Annotated in this window: 18 protein-coding genes and 3 pseudogenes; 1 reads left to right on the top strand and 20 read right to left on the bottom strand. The window is 57.9% G+C overall.

Annotation, left to right across the window (positions count from 1 at the left end; all coding sequences use genetic code 11):
• Positions 1-35: 35 nt before the first annotated feature.
• Positions 36-1,564 (top strand): annotated as a pseudogene (locus CH74_RS05010) (exopolyphosphatase).
• On the opposite strand, the gene tilS (CH74_RS19385) reads toward CH74_RS05010, so the two are convergent.
• From tilS (CH74_RS19385) to rpsB, 20 genes and pseudogenes are all read right to left on the bottom strand, one after another.
• The gene (gene tilS, locus CH74_RS19385; RefSeq protein WP_253272952.1) at positions 1,543-1,749 is read right to left on the bottom strand and encodes a tRNA lysidine(34) synthetase TilS; all 207 of its coding nucleotides are present in this window, start codon (positions 1,747-1,749) and stop codon (positions 1,543-1,545) included. The pseudogene CH74_RS05010 and the gene tilS (CH74_RS19385) overlap by 22 nt on opposite strands.
• A 2-nt stretch (positions 1,750-1,751) precedes the next feature.
• Entirely contained in the window at positions 1,752-2,843 is a 1,092-nt protein-coding gene (gene tilS / locus CH74_RS05005) for a tRNA lysidine(34) synthetase TilS (RefSeq protein WP_253272951.1), read from the bottom strand.
• A complete protein-coding gene (gene accA / locus CH74_RS05000; RefSeq protein WP_048306373.1) occupies positions 2,827-3,780 on the bottom strand; it encodes an acetyl-CoA carboxylase carboxyl transferase subunit alpha in 954 nt (317 codons plus the stop codon). The genes tilS (CH74_RS05005) and accA overlap by 17 nt, the downstream gene beginning before the upstream one ends.
• A 138-nt stretch (positions 3,781-3,918) precedes the next feature.
• On the bottom strand, positions 3,919-5,163 hold the full coding sequence (locus CH74_RS19380) for an OB-fold nucleic acid binding domain-containing protein (RefSeq protein ID WP_253272955.1): 1,245 nt from the start codon (positions 5,161-5,163) through the stop codon (positions 3,919-3,921).
• Positions 5,106-5,693, bottom strand: a complete 588-nt coding sequence (locus tag CH74_RS19375) for a hypothetical protein (protein ID WP_253272954.1) — start codon at positions 5,691-5,693, stop codon at positions 5,106-5,108. The genes CH74_RS19380 and CH74_RS19375 overlap by 58 nt, the downstream gene beginning before the upstream one ends.
• A 96-nt stretch (positions 5,694-5,789) precedes the next feature.
• Positions 5,790-7,420 (bottom strand): annotated as a pseudogene (gene dnaE, locus CH74_RS19370) (DNA polymerase III subunit alpha); the annotation flags it as partial.
• 49 nt (positions 7,421-7,469) lie between these two features.
• Entirely contained in the window at positions 7,470-8,114 is a 645-nt protein-coding gene (rnhB, locus tag CH74_RS04990; protein ID WP_048306414.1) for a ribonuclease HII, read from the bottom strand.
• A gap of 17 nt (positions 8,115-8,131) precedes the next feature.
• Positions 8,132-9,316 carry a lipid-A-disaccharide synthase gene (gene lpxB, locus CH74_RS04985; RefSeq protein WP_048306372.1) on the bottom strand — a complete coding sequence of 395 codons (1,185 nt, stop codon included), beginning with the start codon at positions 9,314-9,316 and terminating at the stop codon, positions 8,132-8,134.
• Positions 9,317-9,318: 2 nt separating this feature from the next.
• A complete protein-coding gene (gene lpxA / locus CH74_RS04980; protein ID WP_048306371.1) occupies positions 9,319-10,089 on the bottom strand; it encodes an acyl-ACP--UDP-N-acetylglucosamine O-acyltransferase in 771 nt (256 codons plus the stop codon).
• Positions 10,086-10,529: a 3-hydroxyacyl-ACP dehydratase FabZ gene (gene fabZ, locus CH74_RS04975; RefSeq protein WP_048306369.1), complete on the bottom strand. Its 444-nt coding sequence runs from the start codon at positions 10,527-10,529 to the stop codon at positions 10,086-10,088. The genes lpxA and fabZ overlap by 4 nt, the downstream gene beginning before the upstream one ends.
• 119 nt (positions 10,530-10,648) lie before the next feature.
• Positions 10,649-11,695: a UDP-3-O-(3-hydroxymyristoyl)glucosamine N-acyltransferase gene (gene lpxD / locus CH74_RS04970; RefSeq protein WP_048306367.1), complete on the bottom strand. Its 1,047-nt coding sequence runs from the start codon at positions 11,693-11,695 to the stop codon at positions 10,649-10,651.
• Between the two features lie 171 nt (positions 11,696-11,866).
• Positions 11,867-14,199 (bottom strand): annotated as a pseudogene (gene bamA, locus CH74_RS04965) (outer membrane protein assembly factor BamA).
• A gap of 150 nt (positions 14,200-14,349) precedes the next feature.
• Positions 14,350-15,702 (bottom strand): sigma E protease regulator RseP, encoded by a 1,353-nt coding sequence (rseP, locus tag CH74_RS04960; RefSeq protein WP_048306366.1) that lies wholly within the window; start codon positions 15,700-15,702, stop codon positions 14,350-14,352.
• Positions 15,703-15,718: 16 nt separating this feature from the next.
• Entirely contained in the window at positions 15,719-16,915 is a 1,197-nt protein-coding gene (gene ispC / locus CH74_RS04955; RefSeq protein ID WP_048306364.1) for a 1-deoxy-D-xylulose-5-phosphate reductoisomerase, read from the bottom strand.
• Between the two features lie 15 nt (positions 16,916-16,930).
• Positions 16,931-17,728, bottom strand: a complete 798-nt coding sequence (locus tag CH74_RS04950; RefSeq protein ID WP_048306361.1) for a phosphatidate cytidylyltransferase — start codon at positions 17,726-17,728, stop codon at positions 16,931-16,933.
• A complete protein-coding gene (uppS, locus tag CH74_RS04945) occupies positions 17,721-18,464 on the bottom strand; it encodes a polyprenyl diphosphate synthase (RefSeq protein ID WP_048306359.1) in 744 nt (247 codons plus the stop codon). The genes CH74_RS04950 and uppS overlap by 8 nt, the downstream gene beginning before the upstream one ends.
• Positions 18,465-18,518: 54 nt before the next feature.
• Positions 18,519-19,076 carry a ribosome recycling factor gene (gene frr, locus CH74_RS04940; protein WP_048306358.1) on the bottom strand — a complete coding sequence of 186 codons (558 nt, stop codon included), beginning with the start codon at positions 19,074-19,076 and terminating at the stop codon, positions 18,519-18,521.
• Positions 19,077-19,080: 4 nt separating this feature from the next.
• Positions 19,081-19,821, bottom strand: a complete 741-nt coding sequence (pyrH, locus tag CH74_RS04935; RefSeq protein WP_048306357.1) for a UMP kinase — start codon at positions 19,819-19,821, stop codon at positions 19,081-19,083.
• A 111-nt stretch (positions 19,822-19,932) separates the two neighbouring features.
• Positions 19,933-20,802: a translation elongation factor Ts gene (gene tsf / locus CH74_RS04930; protein ID WP_048306354.1), complete on the bottom strand. Its 870-nt coding sequence runs from the start codon at positions 20,800-20,802 to the stop codon at positions 19,933-19,935.
• 155 nt (positions 20,803-20,957) lie between these two features.
• Positions 20,958-21,692, bottom strand: a complete 735-nt coding sequence (gene rpsB, locus CH74_RS04925; RefSeq protein ID WP_048306353.1) for a 30S ribosomal protein S2 — start codon at positions 21,690-21,692, stop codon at positions 20,958-20,960.
• Between the last annotated feature and the right edge of the window lie 32 nt (positions 21,693-21,724).

Genomic DNA, 21,724 nt, shown 5'->3' with positions numbered 1-21,724 from the left:
AGCAACCTGACACCACTACCAAATAGGGACAGCTCATGAGCAGGACGCCACAGACCGACGCAGGGCAACTACGACGTCTGGCAGCCATTGATCTAGGCTCCAATAGTTTTCACCTGTTGGTTGCCAACTATCAGAATGATCAGCTGCAGGTCGTCGCCAAACTGGGCGAAAAGGTGCAGCTGGCCGCCGGTCTCGACGACAACGATAACTTAAGTGAAGACGCCATGCAGCGTGCGCTGGATTGCCTGGCCCGTTTTGCCTCCTATATTGAGGATATTGACTCTCCCGACCTGCGTATCGTCGGCACCAATGCTCTGCGTGCCGCCCACAATAGTCATGTCTTGATCGAACATGCCGAAGCACTGCTCGGACATGAAATCGAGATCATCGCCGGGCGTGAAGAAGCTCGCTTGATCTATCTCGGTGCGGCTCACGCCTTGGCGGATGTTTACGGTAGGCGTTTGATCGTGGATATTGGCGGCGGCTCGACGGAGTTCATCGTCGGTGAGCGGTTCGAACCTTTGGCGTTGGAAAGCCTGCATATGGGCTGCGTCACCTATACTCGTCGTTTTTTCGGTGAGGGCGATATTACTGAGAAGAATTTCCGCCAGGCCGAGCTGGCCGCACTATCTGAATTGGCTAATATCCGTCGTCCCTACCTTGAATTGGGCTGGTCCGATCCGGTCGGCTCAAGCGGTACGATCAAGGCCGTTGCATCGATTCTCAACGCCAACGGCGATAGTCCCGAAGGGCTGATTCGCTTGGAAGGGTTGCGTGCCTTACGCGACAGGGTCATCCAGCTAAAGCGACTCGACAAAGTCACCATGGAAGGATTGAAGGAGGATCGCGCTAGAGTCTTCCCGGCAGGCCTGGCCATTTTATGTGCGATTTTCGAAGCATTCGATCTGACCTACATGCGCTACTCGGATGGCGCCTACGGGAAGGAGTGCTTTACGACGTCGTGGGCCGCAATACCCCTGAAGATTCGCGTCTCAAGACACTACATGGTCTACAGCGCCGTTATTCCGTCGATACACGCCAAGCCGACAACGTTGCAAGTAGTGCCACAACGGCCTTCGATCAAGTACGCGAGGCCTGGCAGCTTGGCGACGTACAACACCAGTTTTTGACCTGGGGCGCCTGGCTACATGAACTGGGCCTGGCCGTATCTCACAGCAAATTTCATCGTCACGGCGCTTACCTGATCGAAAACTCGGATCTGCCCGGTTTCTCGCGGCCAGAGCAACGCGCGCTGGCGTTTCTGGTTCTCGCGCATCGGCGCAAATTTCCGCACAAGGAGCTTACGGCACAGCCTGCGGCGATTCGCTCGCGCTATGCCAGGCTGGCGCGCTTGTTACGTCTGGCGGTAATTCTCAATCACTCACGTCCAGAACAGCCCATCCGGGACTTTACCCTGCGCGTTGAAGATGAAGCTTTATATCTTTCATTGTCTGGTGCATTGACGGAGCGAACGCTTCTTCTCGACGACCTCAAACAGGAAAGCCGCTATCAGAAAGCTGCAGGTTTCGTACTGGAAATCGATCAGTCTACCGAAGCGGTGTGATCTATTTGTCGCCAGCCTGGGGCCGTGGCGATACCCAGCACTGCCACTAGCGTGCCATCGTGCCAGGCCAGCAACTGCTGCGGACGCTGCCAGGGGAGGATGGCCGCCTCTTGAAGCAGGCGCTTGACGTCTCGCCGCCCCCGCCCGGCAACCGTCAATACTTCTCCGCCTTTGCGCAAGGCCAATGTCAGCAGGCCATTGAACGGCCCAACGTTGGCGTAAGGGTCTGTTCGACGCGCCCGACCGGGGTCATCAATCCGGCACGGCCGTCCCATTCGCACTGCCAATCCATTGGCGGCAGCTCTGCCATCGGCGTCTGAAGAAAGAGCTTGCCGCGCCAGCAGCGAGCCTCTACGCCGGGCCACTCGACCTTTACCCGCGCATCCTGACGAGCATTGAGCTGAATAAGCAGCGTCTGTAAACGCGCAAGCGGAGGCGTCGGTAGCCCAAGGCGTTGGCAAGCATGGCGAATCAACAATCGCTGACGAGGTTCGGACAGCACGCGGATTGGTTCGATCTGGAGACAATGAGGCGTGCCGCCTACCGCATGAAGATCTAGCGCCGCCAGCTCATCAAGTAATGAATCTGCCTCGCCGCTCAAGCGCGCGCTCTGAGACAGCTGACGGGACGCCTCGGGCCAACGAGATGTCAGTGCCGGCATGATCTGCCGACGCAGATAGTTACGCTCAAAGGCGATGTCTGCATTGGTGGGATCTTCGACCCACTCGACCCCTAGTGCCTGGGCCCATTCTTCGAGAACACTGCGGGGATAGTCCAGCAAGGGTCTGCGAACCGTTTTGCCCTGCCACTCACGCCTTGCCGGCATGCCGGCAAGACCTCGTACACCACTGCCCCGTAGCGCAGCCAGCAGCAGCGTCTCGGCTTGATCGTCCGCATGCTGGGCCAGCCATAGCGCCTCACTTGCCCTTACTCGTCGCGCAAACGCCCCGTAGCGGGCCTCTCGTGCCGCCGCCTCGACACCCTTCCCTTTCGTTTCAATCTGCACCTGCTCGACGAACAGCGGTACACCAAGTCGTGCGCACAGCGCACAACAATGACGCTCGAAATCAGTGGCTGCAGACTGCAGACCGTGATTGATGTGCAAGGCATAGACGGGTCGAGGAAAACGATGGGCAGCACGCGCCGCCAGGGTCAGCAGCAGACAAGAATCCAGCCCGCCGGACAAAGCGATCCAGACAGGCTGATTCGAAGGTGTATTCGACAGAGCTTTGTCGATCAGGCTCTGGAGCGGCATAGCGCCGTTATGCTGGTGCTCCATAACTCATCAGACGCTCATACCGGCGTTCGAGCAATGCCTCCGTCTCCATCCCCTGCAATCGCTCCAGGCTTGCCAGAAGCCCTTCCTTGACACGCTCCGCAATGACCTGGGGATAGCGGTGGGCGCCTCCCAACGGCTCGTCGATCAATGTATCGACAAACCCAAGCTCTTTGAGTCGTTCGGCGGTGATGCCCATGGCCTGAGCCGCATCGGACGCCTTTTCGGCGCTTTTCCACAGGATCGAGGCACACCCCTCTGGAGAGATGACCGCATAGGTCGAGTATTGCAACATCATGAGTTCATCGCATACCCCAATGGCCAAAGCGCCACCGGAGCCTCCTTCGCCGACGACGGTCGAGACGATGGGTGTTTTCAGTCGCGACATGACGGCCAGGTTATAAGCGATCGCTTCGGACTGGCCACGCTCTTCTGCATCGATGCCGGGATAGGCCCCTGGGGTATCGATGAAGGTCAGCACCGGCATCTTGAAACGCTCGGCCATCTCCATCAGGCGGCAGGCCTTGCGATAGCCTTCTGGCCGCGGCATACCGAAGTTGCGACGCACTTTGTCACGCACCGTACGCCCCTTCTGGTGGCCAATGACCATTACCGGCTTGTCATCCAGCCGCGCGACGCCGCCCACGATGGCAGCATCGTCGGCAAAATAGCGATCGCCGTGCAGTTCATCGAAGTCGCTGAAGACGGCTTCCAAATAATCAAGGGTATAGGGGCGCTGGGGATGCCGCGACAGCTGCGATACCTGCCAGGCTGTCAGATCACGAAAGATCGACTCAGTGAGTTTCTGGCTCTTCTCCTCGAGTCGATCGATTTCATCACTGAGATTGATCTTGCTGTCATTATCGACCAACCGCAATTCTTCGATTTTCGCCTGTAATTCGGCGATCGGCTGTTCGAAATCCAGATAGTTGGGATTCATGGCACATCTGCTTGTTGAAATAGGCAGCCGGTATCATTGGCTGAGGGTCATATATCTATAAATCCATATATGACTCGCGGTAGAAGCGCATTATCGCAGCTTGTTTCGATCACGCAAGACACAGGCGTGAACCAGGGGTCATCCCCGGTATTTCAGACGCACTCCGTCCTGCCCCTCGACCTCCCGCAGCGCAATCATAAGCTCGTCAGCGGGCGATACCTTCCAGTCGCTTCCCAGTTCCAGCCAGCCGCTGGCTTCGGCGTTGCAATATCTGACCCGTACCGGCAGACCCGCGTCGTTTCGCCAAGGGACGAGACTATCCCGCAGACTGGAAATGAAACGACCGTTGAGGCGCCGCCCATCCACGGATAGCTCCAACGCCTCCCCATAACGAGCTCGGGCATCCACCATCAGGGTAATATCCTTGCCCCGCAGCCGCAGACCACCGGAAAAATCATCGCTTTGCACCTCGCCCTCGACGATCAGCACCTGATCCGGCGCCAAAGAGCCCCGCACCTGATCGAACAGTTCACCGAACAGGGATGCCTCGATGCGCCCGGTACGATCATCCAGGGTAACAAAGGCCATGGTATCGCCGCGCTTGGACTTCATGGTGCGCATTGCCACCACCAGCCCGGCGACCCGCTGCGGTTCGCGAGACGGCTTGAGATCGCGAATGCGGGTCGAGACGAAGCGAGCAAGCTCCGCCTCGTATTCATCGATAGGATGACCGGTCAGATAGAGTCCAAGCGTGTCCTTCTCGCCGGCCAGACGCTGCTTGTCGCTCCACTCCCGGGCATTGCGATAGGCCTGATAGCCATCACCAACCTCGGGTTCGGCGAAGGCCTCGCCGAACATGTCGATCATGCCCAGGCTTGCATTGGTCGAGCTTTGCGCAGCGGCCTTGAGCGCATCTTCCTGGGCTGCGGTCAACACTGCCCGAGATGGCCCCAGATTATCCAGCGCCCCGGAGCGGATCAGTGCCTCCAGGGTACGCTTGTTCAAGCGCTTGGCATCGACGCGACGACAGAAATCGAACAGGTCGGCGAACTCGCGGCCCTCGCCTCTGGCCTCGACGATGGCGCCGATCGGCCCTTCGCCGACGCCACGAATTGCGCCCAGCCCGTAGACCACCCGACCCTCGGTATCGACGGTGAACTTGTAGCTGCCCATGTTGACGTCCGGCGGTGTCACCGTCAGCCCCAGGTTTCGGCATTCCTCGATCAGCGGTACCACCTTGTCCAGGTTGTCCATCTCCGTGGACAGCACCGCCGCCATGAAAGGCCCGGGATAGTGGGTCTTGAGCCAGGCGGTCTGGTAGGAGACTAGCCCGTAGGCCGCGGAGTGGGACTTGTTGAAGCCGTAACCGGCGAACTTCTCCACCAAATCGAAGATGTTACCAGCGAGATTCTCCTCGATGCCGTTGGCGGCGCAGCTTCCAGGAAGCCGGCACGCTGCTTGGCCATTTCCTCGGGTTTCTTCTTGCCCATGGCGCGGCGCAGCATGTCCGCCTGACCCAGGCTGTAGCCTGCCAGCACCTGGGCGATCTGCATCACCTGCTCTTGATAGAGGATGACGCCGTAGGTGGGTTCGAGCACCGGCTTGAGCCAGTCGTGCTGGTAATCCGGATGAGGGTAGGACAGCTCCGCGCGACCGTGCTTACGATTGATGAAGTCGTCTACCATGCCGGACTGCAGCGGCCCCGGGCGGAACAGTGCTACCAAGGCGATCATGTCCTCTAATGAGTCCGGCAGCAGGCGCTTGATCAGCTCCTTCATGCCCCGGGATTCGAGCTGGAAGACCGCGGTGGTCTCGGCTTTCTTGAGCATGGCGAAGGTCGGCGCATCGTCCAGCGGAATGCTAGTGATGTCCAGCGGTCCAACGCCGTCCCGAGCCCGCACCGTATCCACCATCTCCAAGGCCCAGTCGATGATGGTCAGGGTGCGCAGGCCAAGGAAGTCGAACTTGACCAGTCCTGCCTCCTCGACATCGTTCTTATCGAACTGCACCACCAAGCCGTTGCCCTCTTCGTCGCATAAAAGCGGCGAGAAATCTGTGAGCTTGGTCGGGGCGATCACCACCCCACCCGCGTGTTTGCCGGTGCCCCGGGTAATGCCCTCGAGCTTGAGCGCCATGTCCCAGATTTCCTGGCTTCTTCGTCGCCGGTCAGATAATCCCGCAGACCCTCTTCCTGGTCATGAGCCTTGGCCAGGGTCATGCCGACCTCAAACGGGATCAGCTTGGAAAGCTTGTCGCCCAGGGAATAGGGTTTGCCCTGAGCGCGGGCCACGTCGCGCACCACCGCCTTGGCGGCCATGGTGCCGAAAGTGACGATCTGGGAGACCGCGTCGCGACCATAGCGCTCGGCGACGTAGTCAATGACGCTGTCGCGCTTCTCCATGCAGAAGTCGACGTCGAAGTCCGGCATCGAGACACGCTCCGGGTTCAGGAAGCGCTCGAACAGCAGGTCGTACTCCAGAGGGTCGAGATCGGTGATCTTCTGGGCGTAAGCCACCAGCGAACCGGCGCCGGAGCCCCGCCCCGGCCCTACCGGCACGTCGTTGTCCTTGGCCCACTGAATGAAGTCCATGACGATCAAAAAGTAGCCGGGGAAACCCATCTTGATGATGATATCGAGCTCGAAATCCAGACGATCGCGGTAGGCGGGTTCGTGTTCGGCACGATTACGACCGGCGTAGATCGCACTGGCGCCTTCGAAGAGCTGATCGAGGCGTTCGGTCAGGCCGTCATGGGAAATCTTGCGAAAGTACTCCTCCAGGGACATGCCGTCCGGAATGGGGAACTCCGGCAGGAATATCTCGCCCAGGCGCACCTCGACATTACAACGTGCCGCGATCATCACGCTGTTTTCCAAGGCCTCGGGAATATCGGCGAACAGTTCCGCCATCTCCGCCGGGCTCTTGAGATACTGCTCCTCGCTATAGCGCTTCTCCCGGCGCGGGTCGTCCAGGGCCTTGCCTTCGCCGATGGCGACTCGGGTTTCATGGGCCCAGTAGTCCTCCCGAGAAACAAAGCGCACATCGTTGGTAGCCACCACCGGCGTACCGGTACGAGCCGCCAGGGCCACCGACAAATGCACGCACTCTTCATCGTACTGGCGTCCGGTACGCTGCAGTTCCAGATAGAAGCGATCCGGGAAATACGTTTGCCACTCCCTGAGCAACGTGTCGGCATCGTTTTCGTGACCCGCCAGCAGAAAACGCGCGATCTCGCCTTCTCGGGCTCCGGAAAGCGCGATGAGCCCTGCGTTTTGCTCGAATACCCAGGCCTTCTTCAAGATCGCCAACCCCTGGCGCTGGCCTTCCATCCAGCCTCGGGAAATCAGTTCGGTGAGGTTACGATAGCCTTCGCTGTCCATCGCCAGCAGGGTTAGCCGGTAAGGATGATCCGCATCGTGAGGGTTCTCGAGCCACAGATCGGCGCCGATGATTGGCTTTAAGCCGGCCCCCTGAGCCGCCTTGTAGACTTTGACCAAGCCAAATAGGTTGGCCTCGTCGGTTAGGGCGACCGCGGGCATCTTCGCATCAAAGGTCGCCTTGACCAGAGATTTCAGGCGCACCAGGCCGTCGACGAGAGAGTATTCGCTGTGCACGCGAAGATGGACGAAGGGGGTAGTCATAAATCGAACTCGTTGCAAAGCATGAAGTCGACGCTGTACAGCGCTGCGTCTAGAGGATATCGAGCTGCCTTCTCACCGGCGCAAAGGAACGGCGATGTTCCGGCAGCGGTCCGAGCCGGGCCAGGGCCGCCAGGTGTTCGGGGGTCGGGTAGCCCTTGTGGCGTGCAAACCCATAGTCAGGAAAGCGTTCATCGAGTGCCACCATCTGCGCATCCCGGGCCACCTTGGCCAGAATCGATGCGGCGCCAATCGCCGGATGGCGGGCATCGCCCTTGATCACCGCCTGTCCGGGAACATGATGCCCGGGCAGACGATTGCCGTCCACCAGCAGATACTCGGCCGCAATTTGCAAACCATCGATGGCTCGGCGCATGGCCAGATGCGTCGCATGATAGATGTTGAGCTCATCGATTTCTGCAGACGTTGCCTCCGCCACCGCAAAGGCCAGCGCCTGATGGCGGATAGTGGCATCCAGAGCCAGGCGGCGTTTTTCGGTAAGCATCTTGGAGTCACCGAGGCCGGTGATGGGGCGCCGCGGATCGAGAATTACCGCTGCGGCGACGACTGCTCCCACCAAGGGGCCACGACCAACCTCATCGACGCCAGCCAGACGCTCCCCCACATAGTCGGTGATCAGGGGAGGAAACGCCTTGGCATCACTGCGTTTTCGGCTGGTCGATGTCCTTTTAGTCATTCGACTTGCCCCGGTTGTCATGAGCTATCCTCTGACATCTGGGGCAGCAGATGCGTAGGAAGGGGCTGCCTACCGGCCACCGCAATCACCGCCTCCGCTGCACGTTGGCTGGCGCCACGCTGAAGAGCCGCATGCATTTCCGCGAAGCGTTTTTCCAGCGCACGGCAGGCCTCAGTATCTTCGAACCAGACTGCCAGATGATCGGCGATGGCTTCCGGGGTCGCTGCCTGCTGAATCAGCTCAGGTACCAGGGTTTCCTGGGCAATCAGATTGGGCAGTGAGATCCATTTTGTCTTGACCAGGTACTGCGCTAGCCAGTGGGTCGCTGGCGCCATCTTATAGGCCACTACCATGGGCCGATGGCACAGCATCGCCTCCAAGGCCGCCGTGCCGGAGGCCAGCAGCACGGCGTTGCTTGCAATCATGGCCTCTCGTGATTGGCCATCCAATAAACGTGTGCGATGACTCAACTGCGGATAGTCCGTCAGTAATGTTTCCAGCTCCTCGCGTCGCTGTGGGGAAGCGGCGGGAATCACCAGTTGCAGGTCGTCCACACGCTCGCATAGGCGTTCAGCGGCATCACAAAAGGTCGTTCCCAGAAAGCGGATTTCATTGGCTCTAGAGCCTGGGAGAATGGCCAGCAGCGGCACGTCCGGGGTCAATCCCAGAACACGGCGAGTCGCATCACGCTTGTTAATTAGCGGCATATCATCCGCCAGGGGATGTCCAACGAAGGCGACCGGTACCCGGTGGCGTTCGTAAAACGCCGCTTCAAAAGGTAGGAAGGTCAGCATGGCGTCTACGGATTTCGAGATACCTTTGACCCGGCCTTGGCGCCAAGCCCACACCGATGGGCTGACATAGTGAACCGTCGGAATGCCCTGCCCGCGCAGCTGACGCTCGAGCCCTAGATTGAAATCCGGCGCATCGATGCCGATCATGACATCCAGGGGCCAAGCCAAGGCATCGCGCCTGAGATGACGCCGCACCTTGATGAGCTCAGGCAGATGTTTGATGACTTCGACGAGCCCCATCACCGACAGGGTTTCCAACGGATAAAGGCTTTCAAGCCCCTCGGCGATCATGCGTGGACCACCAATGCCGCGAAACTCGATATCATCTTTCCGCGCCTTGAGCGCCCGCATCAATCCGGCACCGAGAATGTCACCGGACAGCTCGCCGGCTACGAGATAGACACGCATCTTTAGCGCGTGATCCCTCGGGTAGAGGCTCGCAAGGACGCCATGAAGGTATCGACCTCTTTGGGCCTGGTCTCTTTCGCATCGAGCCGATCGAGCGCCTGTTCCAGGGTCAACCCTTGACGATAAACGATCCGGTAAGCGTCGGTCAGTGCATGCAATACTTCCCGAGAGAAACCACGGCGCTTCAGTCCGACCAAATTCAGGCCATGAGCCTGGGCCGGATGGCCGTTGACCATCAGGTAGGCAGGTACATCCTTGGTCACGATGGAGCCGCCACCGCACATGGCATGCTCACCCACATGACAAAACTGATGGATCGCGACCAGCCCGCCCAAGATGACGGAGTCACCGATCCAAACATGCCCGCCCAGAGTAACCTGGTTGGCAAGAATACAATCGTCGCCAATCACACAGTCGTGACCGACATGGGTATACGCCATGAACAGGTTACGACTGCCGATGGTAGTCACACCCCGATCCTGAACGGTGCCGCGATGCAGCGTCGCTCCTTCGCGAATGATATTGTCGTCACCCATTTCCAGACGCGTCGGCTCACCGGCGTATTTCTTGTCCTGACAATCTTCACCCACCGAAGCAAACTGAAAGATGCGCGTACGGCGTCCCAACTGAGTCGGCCCCTTGATCACCACATGGGGTCCAATTCGGCTACCGGCACCGATCTCCACCTGCGGACCAATGACGGTGAACGGGCCCACTTCAACATCGTCGGCTAGACGTGCATCGGGATCAACGATGGCACTAGGATGAATCAAGCGACCTTCCTCTCGGCACAGATTATGTCTGCTTCGCAGGCCAGTTCGCCATCGACGGTGGCGCGACAGGCAAACTTCCAGATACCCCGCTTGCCACGAATTACTCGTGCCTCCAGGCGCAACTGATCACCAGGCATGACGGGACGCTTGAAGCGTGCATTGTCACTGCCTACCAGATAATAGACATAGCCATCCGCAGGCAGCTTGTTGACCGTCTTGAAACCGAGAATACCGCAAGCCTGAGCCATTGCTTCGATGATCAAGACACCGGGCATGATCGGATGATGCGGAAAATGACCGTTGAAGAACGGCTCATTGATACTGACATTCTTGTAGGCGACGATTATTTCGCCCAACCCTAGCTCCACGACCCGATCCACCAGCAAGAACGGATAGCGGTGGGGCAAATATTCTCGGATCTCGTTGATGTCCATTACCATCGATGCAACCTCTAAAAGTGCGTAATGCCTACTCATGACGAACAGGCATCGTTTGGCGATCTAGGGACGGCCGGGGTCGGCGATGGATTATAGCGCCATATGTGATCTCTAGCAGCCGATTACTCGCTCCGCTTGCCGCGCTCGAGTCGTGCCACGCGCTTTGCGATATCGTCAAGTTGCTTGAAACGCACGGCGTTCTTGCGCCATAAGCCATTGCTCATGGCACCAGTTCCGGAAGAATAGACACCTGGCTCGGTAATGGAGTTGGTCACCAGACTCATACCGGTGATCTGTACGCCATCGCATAGCGTGAGATGACCGGAAAGCCCTACACCGCCGCCAAGCATACAATGACGCCCTACCCGGGTCGAACCTGCGATTCCTACACAACCCGCTAGAGCACTGTGATCGCCGATATGCACGTTATGCGCTATCTGTACCTGGCTATCGATCTTGACACCGTTGCCGATGAGAGTGTCATCCAGCGCGCCCCGATCGATACTCGAACAGCTTCCCACCTCGACATCATCGCCCAACACGACCCCCCCCAGTTGGGCGATCTTGTGCCAGCAGCCACCGTCGTGAGCAAAGCCGAAGCCATCGCCACCGATGACACAACCGCTGTGCAAGATTGCTCGTTTTCCAATGACGACGCCATGGCTAACCGTCACATTGGCGTGCAGTCGTGAATCGGCATCGATGATGGATTGCTGACCGACGACACTGCCAGCGCCAACGACGACATTATCGCCCAACCGGACACCTGCCTCTATCACCGCATGAGGACCGACTTCGACATCATGCCCAAGGATTACATCCTCGGCGACGAACGCCGTGGCATGAATGCCGGAGGAGGCCTGCATCGCCAAGGGATCGAAGAGCCGTGAGAGCTGAGCATAGGCTAAATAGGGATTATCGAGCTCAAGTCGTGCTGTCTCGGCAGGACAGTCAGCTCCGTGAGCCGGATGCAGGAGGACTGCTGCAGCCTGGGTATTCATGAGATACTTGAGATACGCCCTATTAGCCAGAAAGCTAATATCGGCAGGCCCCGCATCGCTCAGGGTAGCGAGTCCACTGATGCACTGCTCGCCATCGCCGACGAGAGTCGCTCCGAGGCGTTCGGCCAGATCAGCCAGCGAAAAAGAAAGGCCGTTGGTTTTGTTCATGGTTGCATGCCAGTCCTGCGACGCCCGATGTCAGTTGACGATTTGATCCTGGTAGACTCACCGGCGCAGGGCAGGATTATCGTCCGCTCGAAGCGAGAACGAAGATGCGTCGTCATGACGTACCGTCGTTCTCAAGATGCTTATTCTTTACCTTCGTTGCACCTCGCCAGCCTAAAACGTCTGACCGAGCGAGAACTGGAAAGTTTGAGTGTCGTCTCCGCTTTCATCGTTGAGCGGTTGGGCCACACTAAAGGTAAGCGGCCCTACCGGCGTCAACCAGTTCAGACCCAGACCGACGCTGTAACGAAGATCACCAAGATCCACGCCGCTTTCACAGCTCGACGTGACGCCATCCGGTACGGCGTAGCAGTCCGTCAGGAACGTATTACCCGCGTCAAAGAATACGCTGGTCTGCAGCGAACGCCGATCCTCAACCCAAGGGAAGGGATAAATCAGATCGACGGTGCCTTCGATCAACACGTTGCCGCCGAGGGTGTCGTCGTCACCAAAATTACTGGCGGTGGTCTTGGGTCCCAGCGTATTGGCGGTGAAACCGCGCACCGAACCCAGACCGCCGGAATAGAAGTTCTCATAAAATGGATAAGGATCGTTACCGATACTATCCGCATAACCCAACTCGGTGCCGAACTTGAGTGACCAGTCAGAGTTCAACTCAAACAGTTTCTGACCGCGATAGCGCATCTTGTAGTACTCAGCATCGGAACCCGGCACTGCGGTTTCAAGTGACACGCGCTGATAGCTACCTGCGGTCGGCATAATGCCCCGATTGAGCTTGTTGCGCGTCCAGCTGGCGGTGAGCTTGTAGCTCGTCGCATCTTCACCTTGGGTATCAGTGTACTGAACGATTTCCGCAGGAGTGTCCCGATAAGTCTCGATGGATAAGTCTTCAAGCCCGACACCAAAATTGAGACGGCTGAATTCGTTGATCGGATAGCCAAAATCGATACTGCCACCGAAGGAGTCGGTGGAGTAGGTCGAGATGTCGGAGTCTTCGTAATCGGTCTCACGATAGAACAGATTGTAACCCCGAGAGACACCGTCCAACGTCCAGTAGGGATCGGTGAAACCAAAATTCACGCTGGTGAAGGTATCACTCTTCTGAGCTCCCACATTGACTTGATTGCCGGTACCCAGGAAATTCTTCTGGGCCAGAGAAGCACCATAGATGACCCCGGCGCTCTGGGAGTAACCGACACTTGCCGAGATTGAGCCCGAGGCTGCTCCTCAACATTGTAGGTGACATCGACCTGATCCGATTCCCCCGCTACCGGGCGTGTCTCTACATCGACCTGACGGAAGAAGCCAAGGCGTTCCAGACGCTGCTTGGACTGACTGATACGATCCGTGGAGGCCGGGGCCCCTTCCATCTGGGTCATCTCTCGACGCAATACCTCATCTTGAGTCGTGGTATTGCCTTCGAAACTGATACGCCGTACATAGGCACGGCGTCCCGGTTCCACCAAGAAGGTCACATCAACGGTATCACCGTTCTCAGACACCTCCGGAATACTCTCTACGTTGGCAAAAGCGTAGCCTTCGGCGCCCAACTTCTGCCGTAATGCTTCGGCAGAGTTGGTAAGCGCACTGCGCGAATAGATATCACCGCTCGAAGTGGTGACCAGTGAGCGCGCTTTCTGCTCGGGTAGCGTCAAATCGCCGGCGAAATCGATATTGCCGATACGATAACGCTGCCCTTCATCCACGTTCACGGTCACGAAGATCTTTGAATTATCCGGACTGATCGCGACTTGAGTCGAGGCAATGTTGAAGTTGACGAAACCGCGATCGAGATAGTAAGAGCGCAGGGTTTCCAAGTCACCGGAAAGTTTTTCCCGAGAGTATTCATCGTCGGAGAACCAGCCGAAGAACCAACCCGGGCTATCCTCAAGCTCGATCAAATCCCGCAACGTCTCATCAGAAAACGCTTGATTACCGACAATATTGATCTGGCGAATCTTCGCGACCGCACCTTCATTGACCTCAATGTTGACCTGAACTCGATTGCGATCGACCGGCTCGATGGAGGTATCGATACTGGCGCTGTAACGCCCTTGGGAATGGTAGAGTTGCTCGAGTTGGCGCTGTACTTCATCCAGGGATGCACGCTGCAATACCTGGCCTTCCGCCAGCCCTGCCTCTGCCATGCCTTTACGCAGATCCTCGTCGGCAACCTGGGAATTCCCGTCGATTTCGATGCGGGAGATGGAGGGCCGCTCTTTTACCTGAATGATCAGCACATCTCCGTCGCGCTCCAGCTGCACGTCGTCAAACAATCCGGTGGCGAACAGTTCTTTGGCAGCCGCCGCCAGCTCCCGCTCGTCCACACGTTCGTTGGCGCTCACAGGGAAGGCATTGAATACCGATGCCGCCGAAACCCGCTGAAGTCCCTCGACACGAATGTCGGAGACGGTGAACTCATCTGCCAGAACCGCTTGGGTGCTTAATGTCAGTGCTAACGCCAATCCGATGGTCTTAAATTTCATGCAATCGCTTCGCTCGAGTTGTTCCGCCGGCTCGCTGAACAGGCACCTTATACATTTCCCGGGGTAACTGACAAGCGTCGTCATACTGCTCGTCAGGAGATTGCCACGGGACGAGGGGCGCCAAGAGCGCCACCGTTATGGATACGTCCGTCACAGACGCATTAAATCGAAATAAATTGCCATCAGCATCAAGGTGCCGACCATGGCCATGCCGATACGCAGCCCGACTGCCTGGGCCGCGTCGGACACCGGCCTGCCACGTACGGCTTCAATGAGGTAATAGAGCAAGTGGCCGCCATCGAGCACCGGTATCGGCAACAAGTTGAGCACACCGAGGCTGATGGATAGATACGCCATAAAGCTGATGAAGCTCTCGAGACCGCTGCGGGCGGTGTCACCCGCGATACGCGCAATGGTGATAGGTCCGGAAAGATTGGAAGGCGAGATCAGCCCTACGAACATCTTGCGGATCGAATCCAGGGTCAAGACGGTCATGTCCGCCGTGCGCTCCAGGGAACGTCCTACGGAAGCCAATACGCCATAACGAATTTCGCGCTGATACTCTTCGGGCCAGGAGACCGCTTCGACGCCAGCGCCAATGTAGCCCATCGTCTCGCCCTGAACGTCGCGCTGGCCAGGTGTCAGGGTAAGCTCCTGGATCGTTCCGTTTCGCTCGATGCGCAGCGACAAGGCTTCACCGGGCCTTGCTCGCACGGTTTCGACAAAATCCATCCAGCTGGTCACATCCGCGTCATTGAGTGCGACGATACGATCACCGGTCTCAAGACCAGCTTGAGCAGCAGCTTCTCCCTCGAGTACCTGGCCCAGCACTGGTGGAATGTCCGGTCGCCATGGTTCGATGCCCAGGCTTCCCAGGGGCTGCGGCGGGTCTTGACGAGCCAGCCAATCGGTGACCTGAACCTGATGGCTGCGCACTGCGCTGTTTTCGCCATCCCAGGTTGCAACTTCGAGCGTACCGTTGAAGCCAATGCGGGATATCAGTTCGAGATTGACGTCTTCCCAGGAGCGGGTCGGATCATCCTGGATCGCCACGATTTCCTGACCTGAACTCAAACCGGCTCGGCCCGCCGGTGAATCCGGCGCCACTTCGCCGATCACCGGCGCGATGGTGGTGGTACCCACGACGAACAGCAGCCAGTAAGCCACGACTGCCAGTATGAAATTGGCCAACGGCCCGGCCACGACGATGGCGATACGGGCCCAGACATTCTTGCGATTGAATGCCAGATGCTGCTCCTCGGGAGCTACCGGCGCTTCACGCTCGTCCAACATCTTGACATAGCCGCCCAGGGGAATGGCGGCAACGGCAAACTCGGTGCCATGACGATCGAATCGCGACCATAGCGGCTTACCGAACCCCACGGAGAAACGCAGCACTTTGACACCACAGCGGCGCGCTACCCAAAAGTGACCGAACTCGTGGAAAGTGATCAGCAATCCAAGTACCACGATGACCGCCAGCACGTTCTGTATCACGCTCATATGCATTCCTCTCTGGTCAGCGTGTCAGATATCGCTCGGCGACACGCCGCGCACGACTATCCTCGTCAAGAATCACGTCCAGCTCATTTGCGGCCACTACGTCACAGGCATCGAGCACTGCCGCGACCGTTTCTGCAATACCGGCAAAGCTCAGCCGTCGATCGAGAAACGCCGCTACAGCTACTTCATTGGCCGCGTTGAGCAGCGCAGGCGCCGTACCGCCGGCAATCATCGCATCCCGAGCCAAACTCAGACAGGGAAATGCCGCTTCGTCTGCCGGCTCGAAATCGAGTTGCGCCACTTTGAACAGATCAAGCCGCTCCACCCCCGCATTGATTCGCTCCGGCCAGGCCAGGCCGAAAGCGATCGGCGTACGCATGTCCGGATTGCCCAACTGGGCGATGACCGAACCGTCGCTGTAGGCTACCAGGGAGTGAATCACGCTTTGTGGATGCACGACGACTTCAATCTGTTCCGGCCGCGCCTCAAACAACCAGCATGCCTCGATCAACTCAAGCCCCTTGTTCATCAGGGTGGCGCTATCCACGGAGATCTTCCGACCCATGGACCAGTTGGGGTGAGCACAGGCCTGCTCTGGCGTAACCGCGCTCAGCTGGGTGGCACTCCAGCCACGAAACGGACCGCCGGAAGCAGTCAGCAATAGCTGTGTGACACCCATACCGGCCAGACCATTACGGCGATCCGACGGTAGACACTGGTAGATGGCATTATGTTCGGAATCGATAGGCAAAAGTACGGCGTCGTGATGCGCTACGGCTTGCATGAACAGAGCGCCGGACATGACCAGCGCTTCTTTGTTGGCCAGTAGCACGCGCTTGCCGGCCTGAACTGCTGCTAGTGTCGGCAGCAGACCGGCGGCGCCGACGATAGCGGCCATCACCACGTCCACTTCCGCCGCTTCGACCACTTCCACCAGCGCCGCTTCGCCAGAGCGGACTTCGATCTCAAGACCGGCCTCTTTAAACTCGGCACGCAACCAGGCTTCATCGCGATCATTCGCCAGCACCGCCAATGCCGGACGATGAATCAGACATTGATCTCGCAAGGCTGCACTGCTGGTAGAGGCCGTCAATGCATGCACCCGAAAGCGATCCGGATGACGCGCCAGCACATCGAGAGTGCTCTTGCCGATAGAACCCGTGGCGCCGAGCACGGTCACCGTCTGCACTCGCGGGAGGGCTTCACTGTTCATCGCGTCTCACTCATTTCATCCCCACAAGCGCAATAGCGCGAACAGTGGTACCGCGGCGGTAAGACTGTCGATACGATCGAGCACACCCCCGTGGCCAGGAAGCAGATCACCGGAATCCTTGATGCCTCGCACTCGTTTAAACATGCTTTCAAGCAGATCTCCAAGTACCGACACCAGTGTCACTATCACCGTCGTTACCATCAACTCTAAGCCGCCAGCAGCGCCCAGCTCGAGGAAAATGGAAAAACCGACGGCCAGAAAGGCGGTAGCAATCATGCCACCATAGACACCTTCCCAAGACTTGCCTGGACTCACCCTGGGTGCCAATTTGCGTCGCCCATAGCGACGCCCGGCAAAATAGGCGCCGACGTCTGCAAACCATACGATCAGCAGTACATAAAGCAGCCATTCGGCGCCGCTCAAGCGTAGCTGTACGAATCCAATCCAGCAGGGTAGCAGCACCCAAAGTCCCACCAGCAGACGTAGCCATGGTCGAGACCACTGTTTGATGCTGTCAGGATACGTCGCCACCCAGTAAAAGCTTACCAGCCATCCGAGCAACGCAAGCCATAGCGGCCACGCAGCCATAGCGACATGCGTATGCCAGCCGATCAGCATGACCAGGGCTATCGCCAGAACGTATACCAATCGATGCAGGGTGCGGGAAAATCCAGATAAATTGGCCCATTCCCAGGCAGCCAGTAGCACCACGACTGCAGTAAACAGGGCAAATCCGACACCACTGAGACCAAACAATCCTAGTAACGCCAAAGGAATGAGTACCAGCGCCGTTAACACACGTTGTCTAAGCACCTTGGGCCTCTATTTGCTCTTGGGTCATGCCGAAGCGCCGCTGACGGCGTAGGAAATCATCCACTGCTTCATCGAAGGCATCGGCGCCGAAGTCCGGCCACATCAATGGTGAGAAATGAAGCTCAGAGTAGGCTAGCTGCCATAGCAGGAAATTGGAGAGGCGTTGTTCGCCGCTGGTTCGAATGCACAGATCCACCGCTGGCGCACCGCCTGAAGCGATTTCAGCATCCAGACGCTGTTCATCGATATCCGCAGCGCTCAACTCGCCGTTCTCGACCCGTTGAGCCAGGCGTTTGGCGGCGCTGGTCACTTCCCAACGACCACCGTAGTTGGCGGCAACGATTAAATGCAGACCTTGATTGTGTCGGGTCAGCGTCTCAGCGCGCTCGACATATTGTTGAATCGATCGGGAAAAAGCGTCGCGCTCGCCAATGATGGTCAGACGGATGTCGTTGTCGTGAAGCTTCTTGACTTCACGCTTGAGCACCATCAGAAACAGCTCCATCAGCGCATTGACCTCGACTGCAGGGCGTTTCCAGTTCTCGCTGGAAAAGGCAAACAGGGTCAAGACTTTCACGCCGCGTTGCGCGGCACGACGGATGACGGCGCGTACCGGCTCGACGCCAGCACGATGGCCACGTATGCCGGACAGCCCCCGGGACTGAGCCCAGCGGTTGTTGCCATCCATGATAATGGCGACATGATTCGGCACGTTAGGAGATTGCGGTGACGTCATGATAGCTCGCACGGAGAAATGAACACGAACGACGAATCAGCCGTTCGCCACCGCTCAGACCTGCATCAGGTCGTGTTCCTTGGATTCCAGAAGCTTATCGATCTCCGCAACATACTTATCGGTCAGCTTCTGAATGGCATCCTCGGCGCGATGCTCGTCATCCTCGGAAATTTCCTTTTCCTTGAGCAGTGCCTTGATGTCGCCATTGGCATCGCGGCGCACGTTGCGTATGGCAACCCGCCCGTTCTCTGCCTCGGCCCGCGCCTGCTTAATATAGCTCTTGCGGGTTTCCTCGGTCAGCGGAGGCATCGGCACTCGAATCACGTTGCCCGCCGTGGCCGGATTGAGCCCCAGATCGGAGGTCATGATCGCTTTCTCGATCTTGGGTACCATAGGCCTTTCCCAAGGCGTCACTGTCAGGGTGCGGGCATCTTCGACGTTGACGCTAGCCACCTGATTGAGCGGCATCTGCGAGCCGTAATACTCTACGGTCACTGCATCCAGAATGCTGGGATGAGCGCGCCCGGTACGAATCTTGTGGAAATTGGTCTGCAACGATTCCAGGCTTTTCTGCATACGCTTTTCAGCGTCTTTCTTGATGTCATTGATCACGATTTCAACCTCTGTCTATCAGCGTACCTTCCTTGCCACCCACTACTAGATTCAGCAGGGCGCCAGGCTTGGTCATGTCGAACACGCGAACCGGCATGTCATGGTCCCGTACCAGGCAAATGGCGGTCAAATCCATGACCCCCAGTTTCTGATCGAGTACTTCGTCGTAACCCAGACGATCGTATTTGACCGCGTCCGGATACTTGACCGGATCACGATCATAGACACCATCGACCTTGGTTGCCTTGATTACCACATCCGCATCGATCTCGATACCTCGCAGACATGCCGCGGAATCAGTCGTAAAGAACGGGTTCCCGGTACCGGCGGAAAAGATGACCACATCGCCGGAAGTGAGATAGCGAATACCGGTACGCCGATCATAATGCTCGACCACGCCACTCATGGGAATGGCGGACATGACCCGGGAACGGATATTCGAGCGCTCGAGGGCATCACGCATCGCCAGGGCATTCATTACCGTCGCCAGCATACCCATGTGATCACCGGTCACTCGCTCCATACCCGCGGCATGCAGCGCCGCGCCGCGAAACAAATTGCCACCACCGATCACGATACCGATCTGAACACCGATACCGACCAATTGCCCGATCTCCAACGCCATGCGATCCAGCACCTTGGGATCGATACCGAACTCGGCATCGCCGGTCAATGCCTCACCCGAGAGCTTGAGCAAGATCCGCTTGTACTTCGACTTGGCATTACGCGAGGCAGTGGCAGGCATATTGAGTCTCCTGAAGATGGCGGACTGGTGTAATGTGGTGACGACTTGGCGGCTGGATACAGGATGGCGTGCGCTTGCGCGCACGCCATCGTAACAACGGGATATCAGGCCTCAGCTGCGACGGGCCTGTTCCATGACTTCCTTGGCAAAGTCGACTTCTTCCTTCTCGATACCCTCACCCACTTCGAAGCGGATGAAATCGACGACCTCACTACCATTGGCCTTGGCATACTCTGCCACGGTGGTGTTGGGGTCCTTGACGAAAGGTTGCTCAGTCAGGCTGTTCTCGGCCAGGTACTTCTTGAGACGCCCTTGAACCATCTTCTCGGCGATCTGCTCGGGTTTACCGGCCATATCCGGCTGAGCCATGATGATGCTCTTTTCCTTGTCGAGCTGTTCCTGAGGCATCTGCTCCGGGCGCGCTACCGCAGGGTTGATCGCGGCCACGTGCATGGCGACGTCCTTGGCCACCTCGGCATTGCCACCCTTGAGCAGAGTCAACACGCCGATACGCCCACCGTGGACATACTCGCCGACCACGCCGTCCGCCGGGGCATCGGCAACCGTGGCTCGCCGCACGGAGATGTTCTCGCCGATCTTCTGCACCAGCCGCTGGCGGGTTTCTTCCATCTCGCCATCCATGATGGCGGAGACATCGTCGGACTTCGTATCGAAGGCCTTGGCCAGCACTTTCTCGGCGAAGTCCTTGAAGTTGTCATCCCGTGCAACGAAGTCCGTCTCGGAGTTGATCTCGACCATCACACCAAAGCTTCCGTCCTCGGCCACGCGAGTCACGACAGCACCTTCGGCGGCGGTGCGACCCGCTTTTTTGGCGGCCTTGAGACCGGAATTCTTGCGCAGATCCTCGATGGCCCTTTCGATGTCACCATCGGCTTCCGTGAGGGCCTTCTTGCACTCCATCATGCCAAGACCGGTACGCTCACGCAGTTCCTTGACCATAGATGCACTGATAGCTGCCATGGTAATTAACCTCTGAATATTTCGATATCGGATAGCCGAATGCAGCCATACGCTGGCATTCGACATGCGCGATGAAAAGACGCTTCCCTTTCATCGCTTGTTGATCGATCGCAATTCCGGCTCGACGAAACTAATCGTCGAGCCGGCAAGCTGCGTTACTCGGCGACGGCGTCGTCGTTCTCGGTCACTTCAACGAATTCGTCGGAATGGCCTTCCTTCGACTTAGCGCAGGCATCGGCGATGGCTTTGACATAGATCTGGATCGCGCGGATGGAGTCATCGTTACCGGGAATAACGTAATCGACGCCGTCCGGATCGGAGTTGGTATCCACCGTGCCGATGACCGGGATGCCCAGCTTGTTGGCTTCATTGATGGCAATACGCTCATGATCGACGTCGATCACGAACAGCGCATCCGGTAGACCGCCCATGTTCTTGATGCCGCCGATGGAGCGCTCGAGCTTGTCCTGCTCTCGGGTCGCCATCAGTACTTCTTTCTTGGTCAGCTTCTCGAAGGTACCGTCTTCGCGCATGGTCTCGAGCTCGCGCAGACGCTTGATCGACTGACGAATGGTCTTGTAGTTGGTCAACATACCGCCCAGCCAGCGATGATTGACAAAAGGCTGACCGACCCGGTTGGCTTCTTCCTTGATGATCTTGCTGGCGGCGCGCTTGGTGCCGACGAACATGATCTTGTTGTTGGAAGCGGCCATCTTCTCGACCACGGACACCGCCTCATTGAGAGCCGGCAGGGTGTGCTCGAGGTTAATGATATGAATCTTGTTGCGGGCACCGAAGATGTACTTGCTCATCTTGGGATTCCAATACTTGGTCTGGTGACCGAAGTGGGCGCCTGCCTTGAGCAGATCGCGCATACTGACTTGTGCCATGGGTGACTCCTGATATGACGGGTTAGGCCTCC

Origin of the sequence: Halomonas sp. PR-M31, from assembly GCF_001039575.1 — a bacterium.
Taxonomy (GTDB): domain Bacteria; phylum Pseudomonadota; class Gammaproteobacteria; order Pseudomonadales; family Halomonadaceae; genus Modicisalibacter.
This window is presented reverse-complemented; position numbering and strand designations above follow the sequence as displayed.

Bases quoted from the DNA above. Each gene is read 5' to 3' on its own strand.
- rnhB (WP_048306414.1), bottom strand. From the start codon at position 8,114: ATGACTAAAAGGACATCGACCAGCCGAAAACGCAGTGATGCCAAGGCG.
- fabZ (WP_048306369.1), bottom strand. From the start codon at position 10,529: ATGGTAATGGACATCAACGAGATCCGAGAATATTTGCCCCACCGCTAT.
- rseP (WP_048306366.1), bottom strand. From the start codon at position 15,702: ATGAGCGTGATACAGAACGTGCTGGCGGTCATCGTGGTACTTGGATTG.
- uppS (WP_048306359.1), bottom strand. From the start codon at position 18,464: ATGACGTCACCGCAATCTCCTAACGTGCCGAATCATGTCGCCATTATC.
- tilS (WP_253272951.1), bottom strand. From the start codon at position 2,843: ATGGAGCACCAGCATAACGGCGCTATGCCGCTCCAGAGCCTGATCGAC.
- lpxB (WP_048306372.1), bottom strand. From the start codon at position 9,316: ATGCGTGTCTATCTCGTAGCCGGCGAGCTGTCCGGTGACATTCTCGGT.
- pyrH (WP_048306357.1), bottom strand. From the start codon at position 19,821: ATGCCTGCCACTGCCTCGCGTAATGCCAAGTCGAAGTACAAGCGGATC.
- ispC (WP_048306364.1), bottom strand. From the start codon at position 16,915: ATGAACAGTGAAGCCCTCCCGCGAGTGCAGACGGTGACCGTGCTCGGC.
- lpxD (WP_048306367.1), bottom strand. From the start codon at position 11,695: ATGAACAAAACCAACGGCCTTTCTTTTTCGCTGGCTGATCTGGCCGAA.
- rpsB (WP_048306353.1), bottom strand. From the start codon at position 21,692: ATGGCACAAGTCAGTATGCGCGATCTGCTCAAGGCAGGCGCCCACTTC.
- CH74_RS19375 (WP_253272954.1), bottom strand. From the start codon at position 5,693: ATGGTGGATACGGTGCGGGCTCGGGACGGCGTTGGACCGCTGGACATC.
- accA (WP_048306373.1), bottom strand. From the start codon at position 3,780: ATGAATCCCAACTATCTGGATTTCGAACAGCCGATCGCCGAATTACAG.
- tsf (WP_048306354.1), bottom strand. From the start codon at position 20,802: ATGGCAGCTATCAGTGCATCTATGGTCAAGGAACTGCGTGAGCGTACC.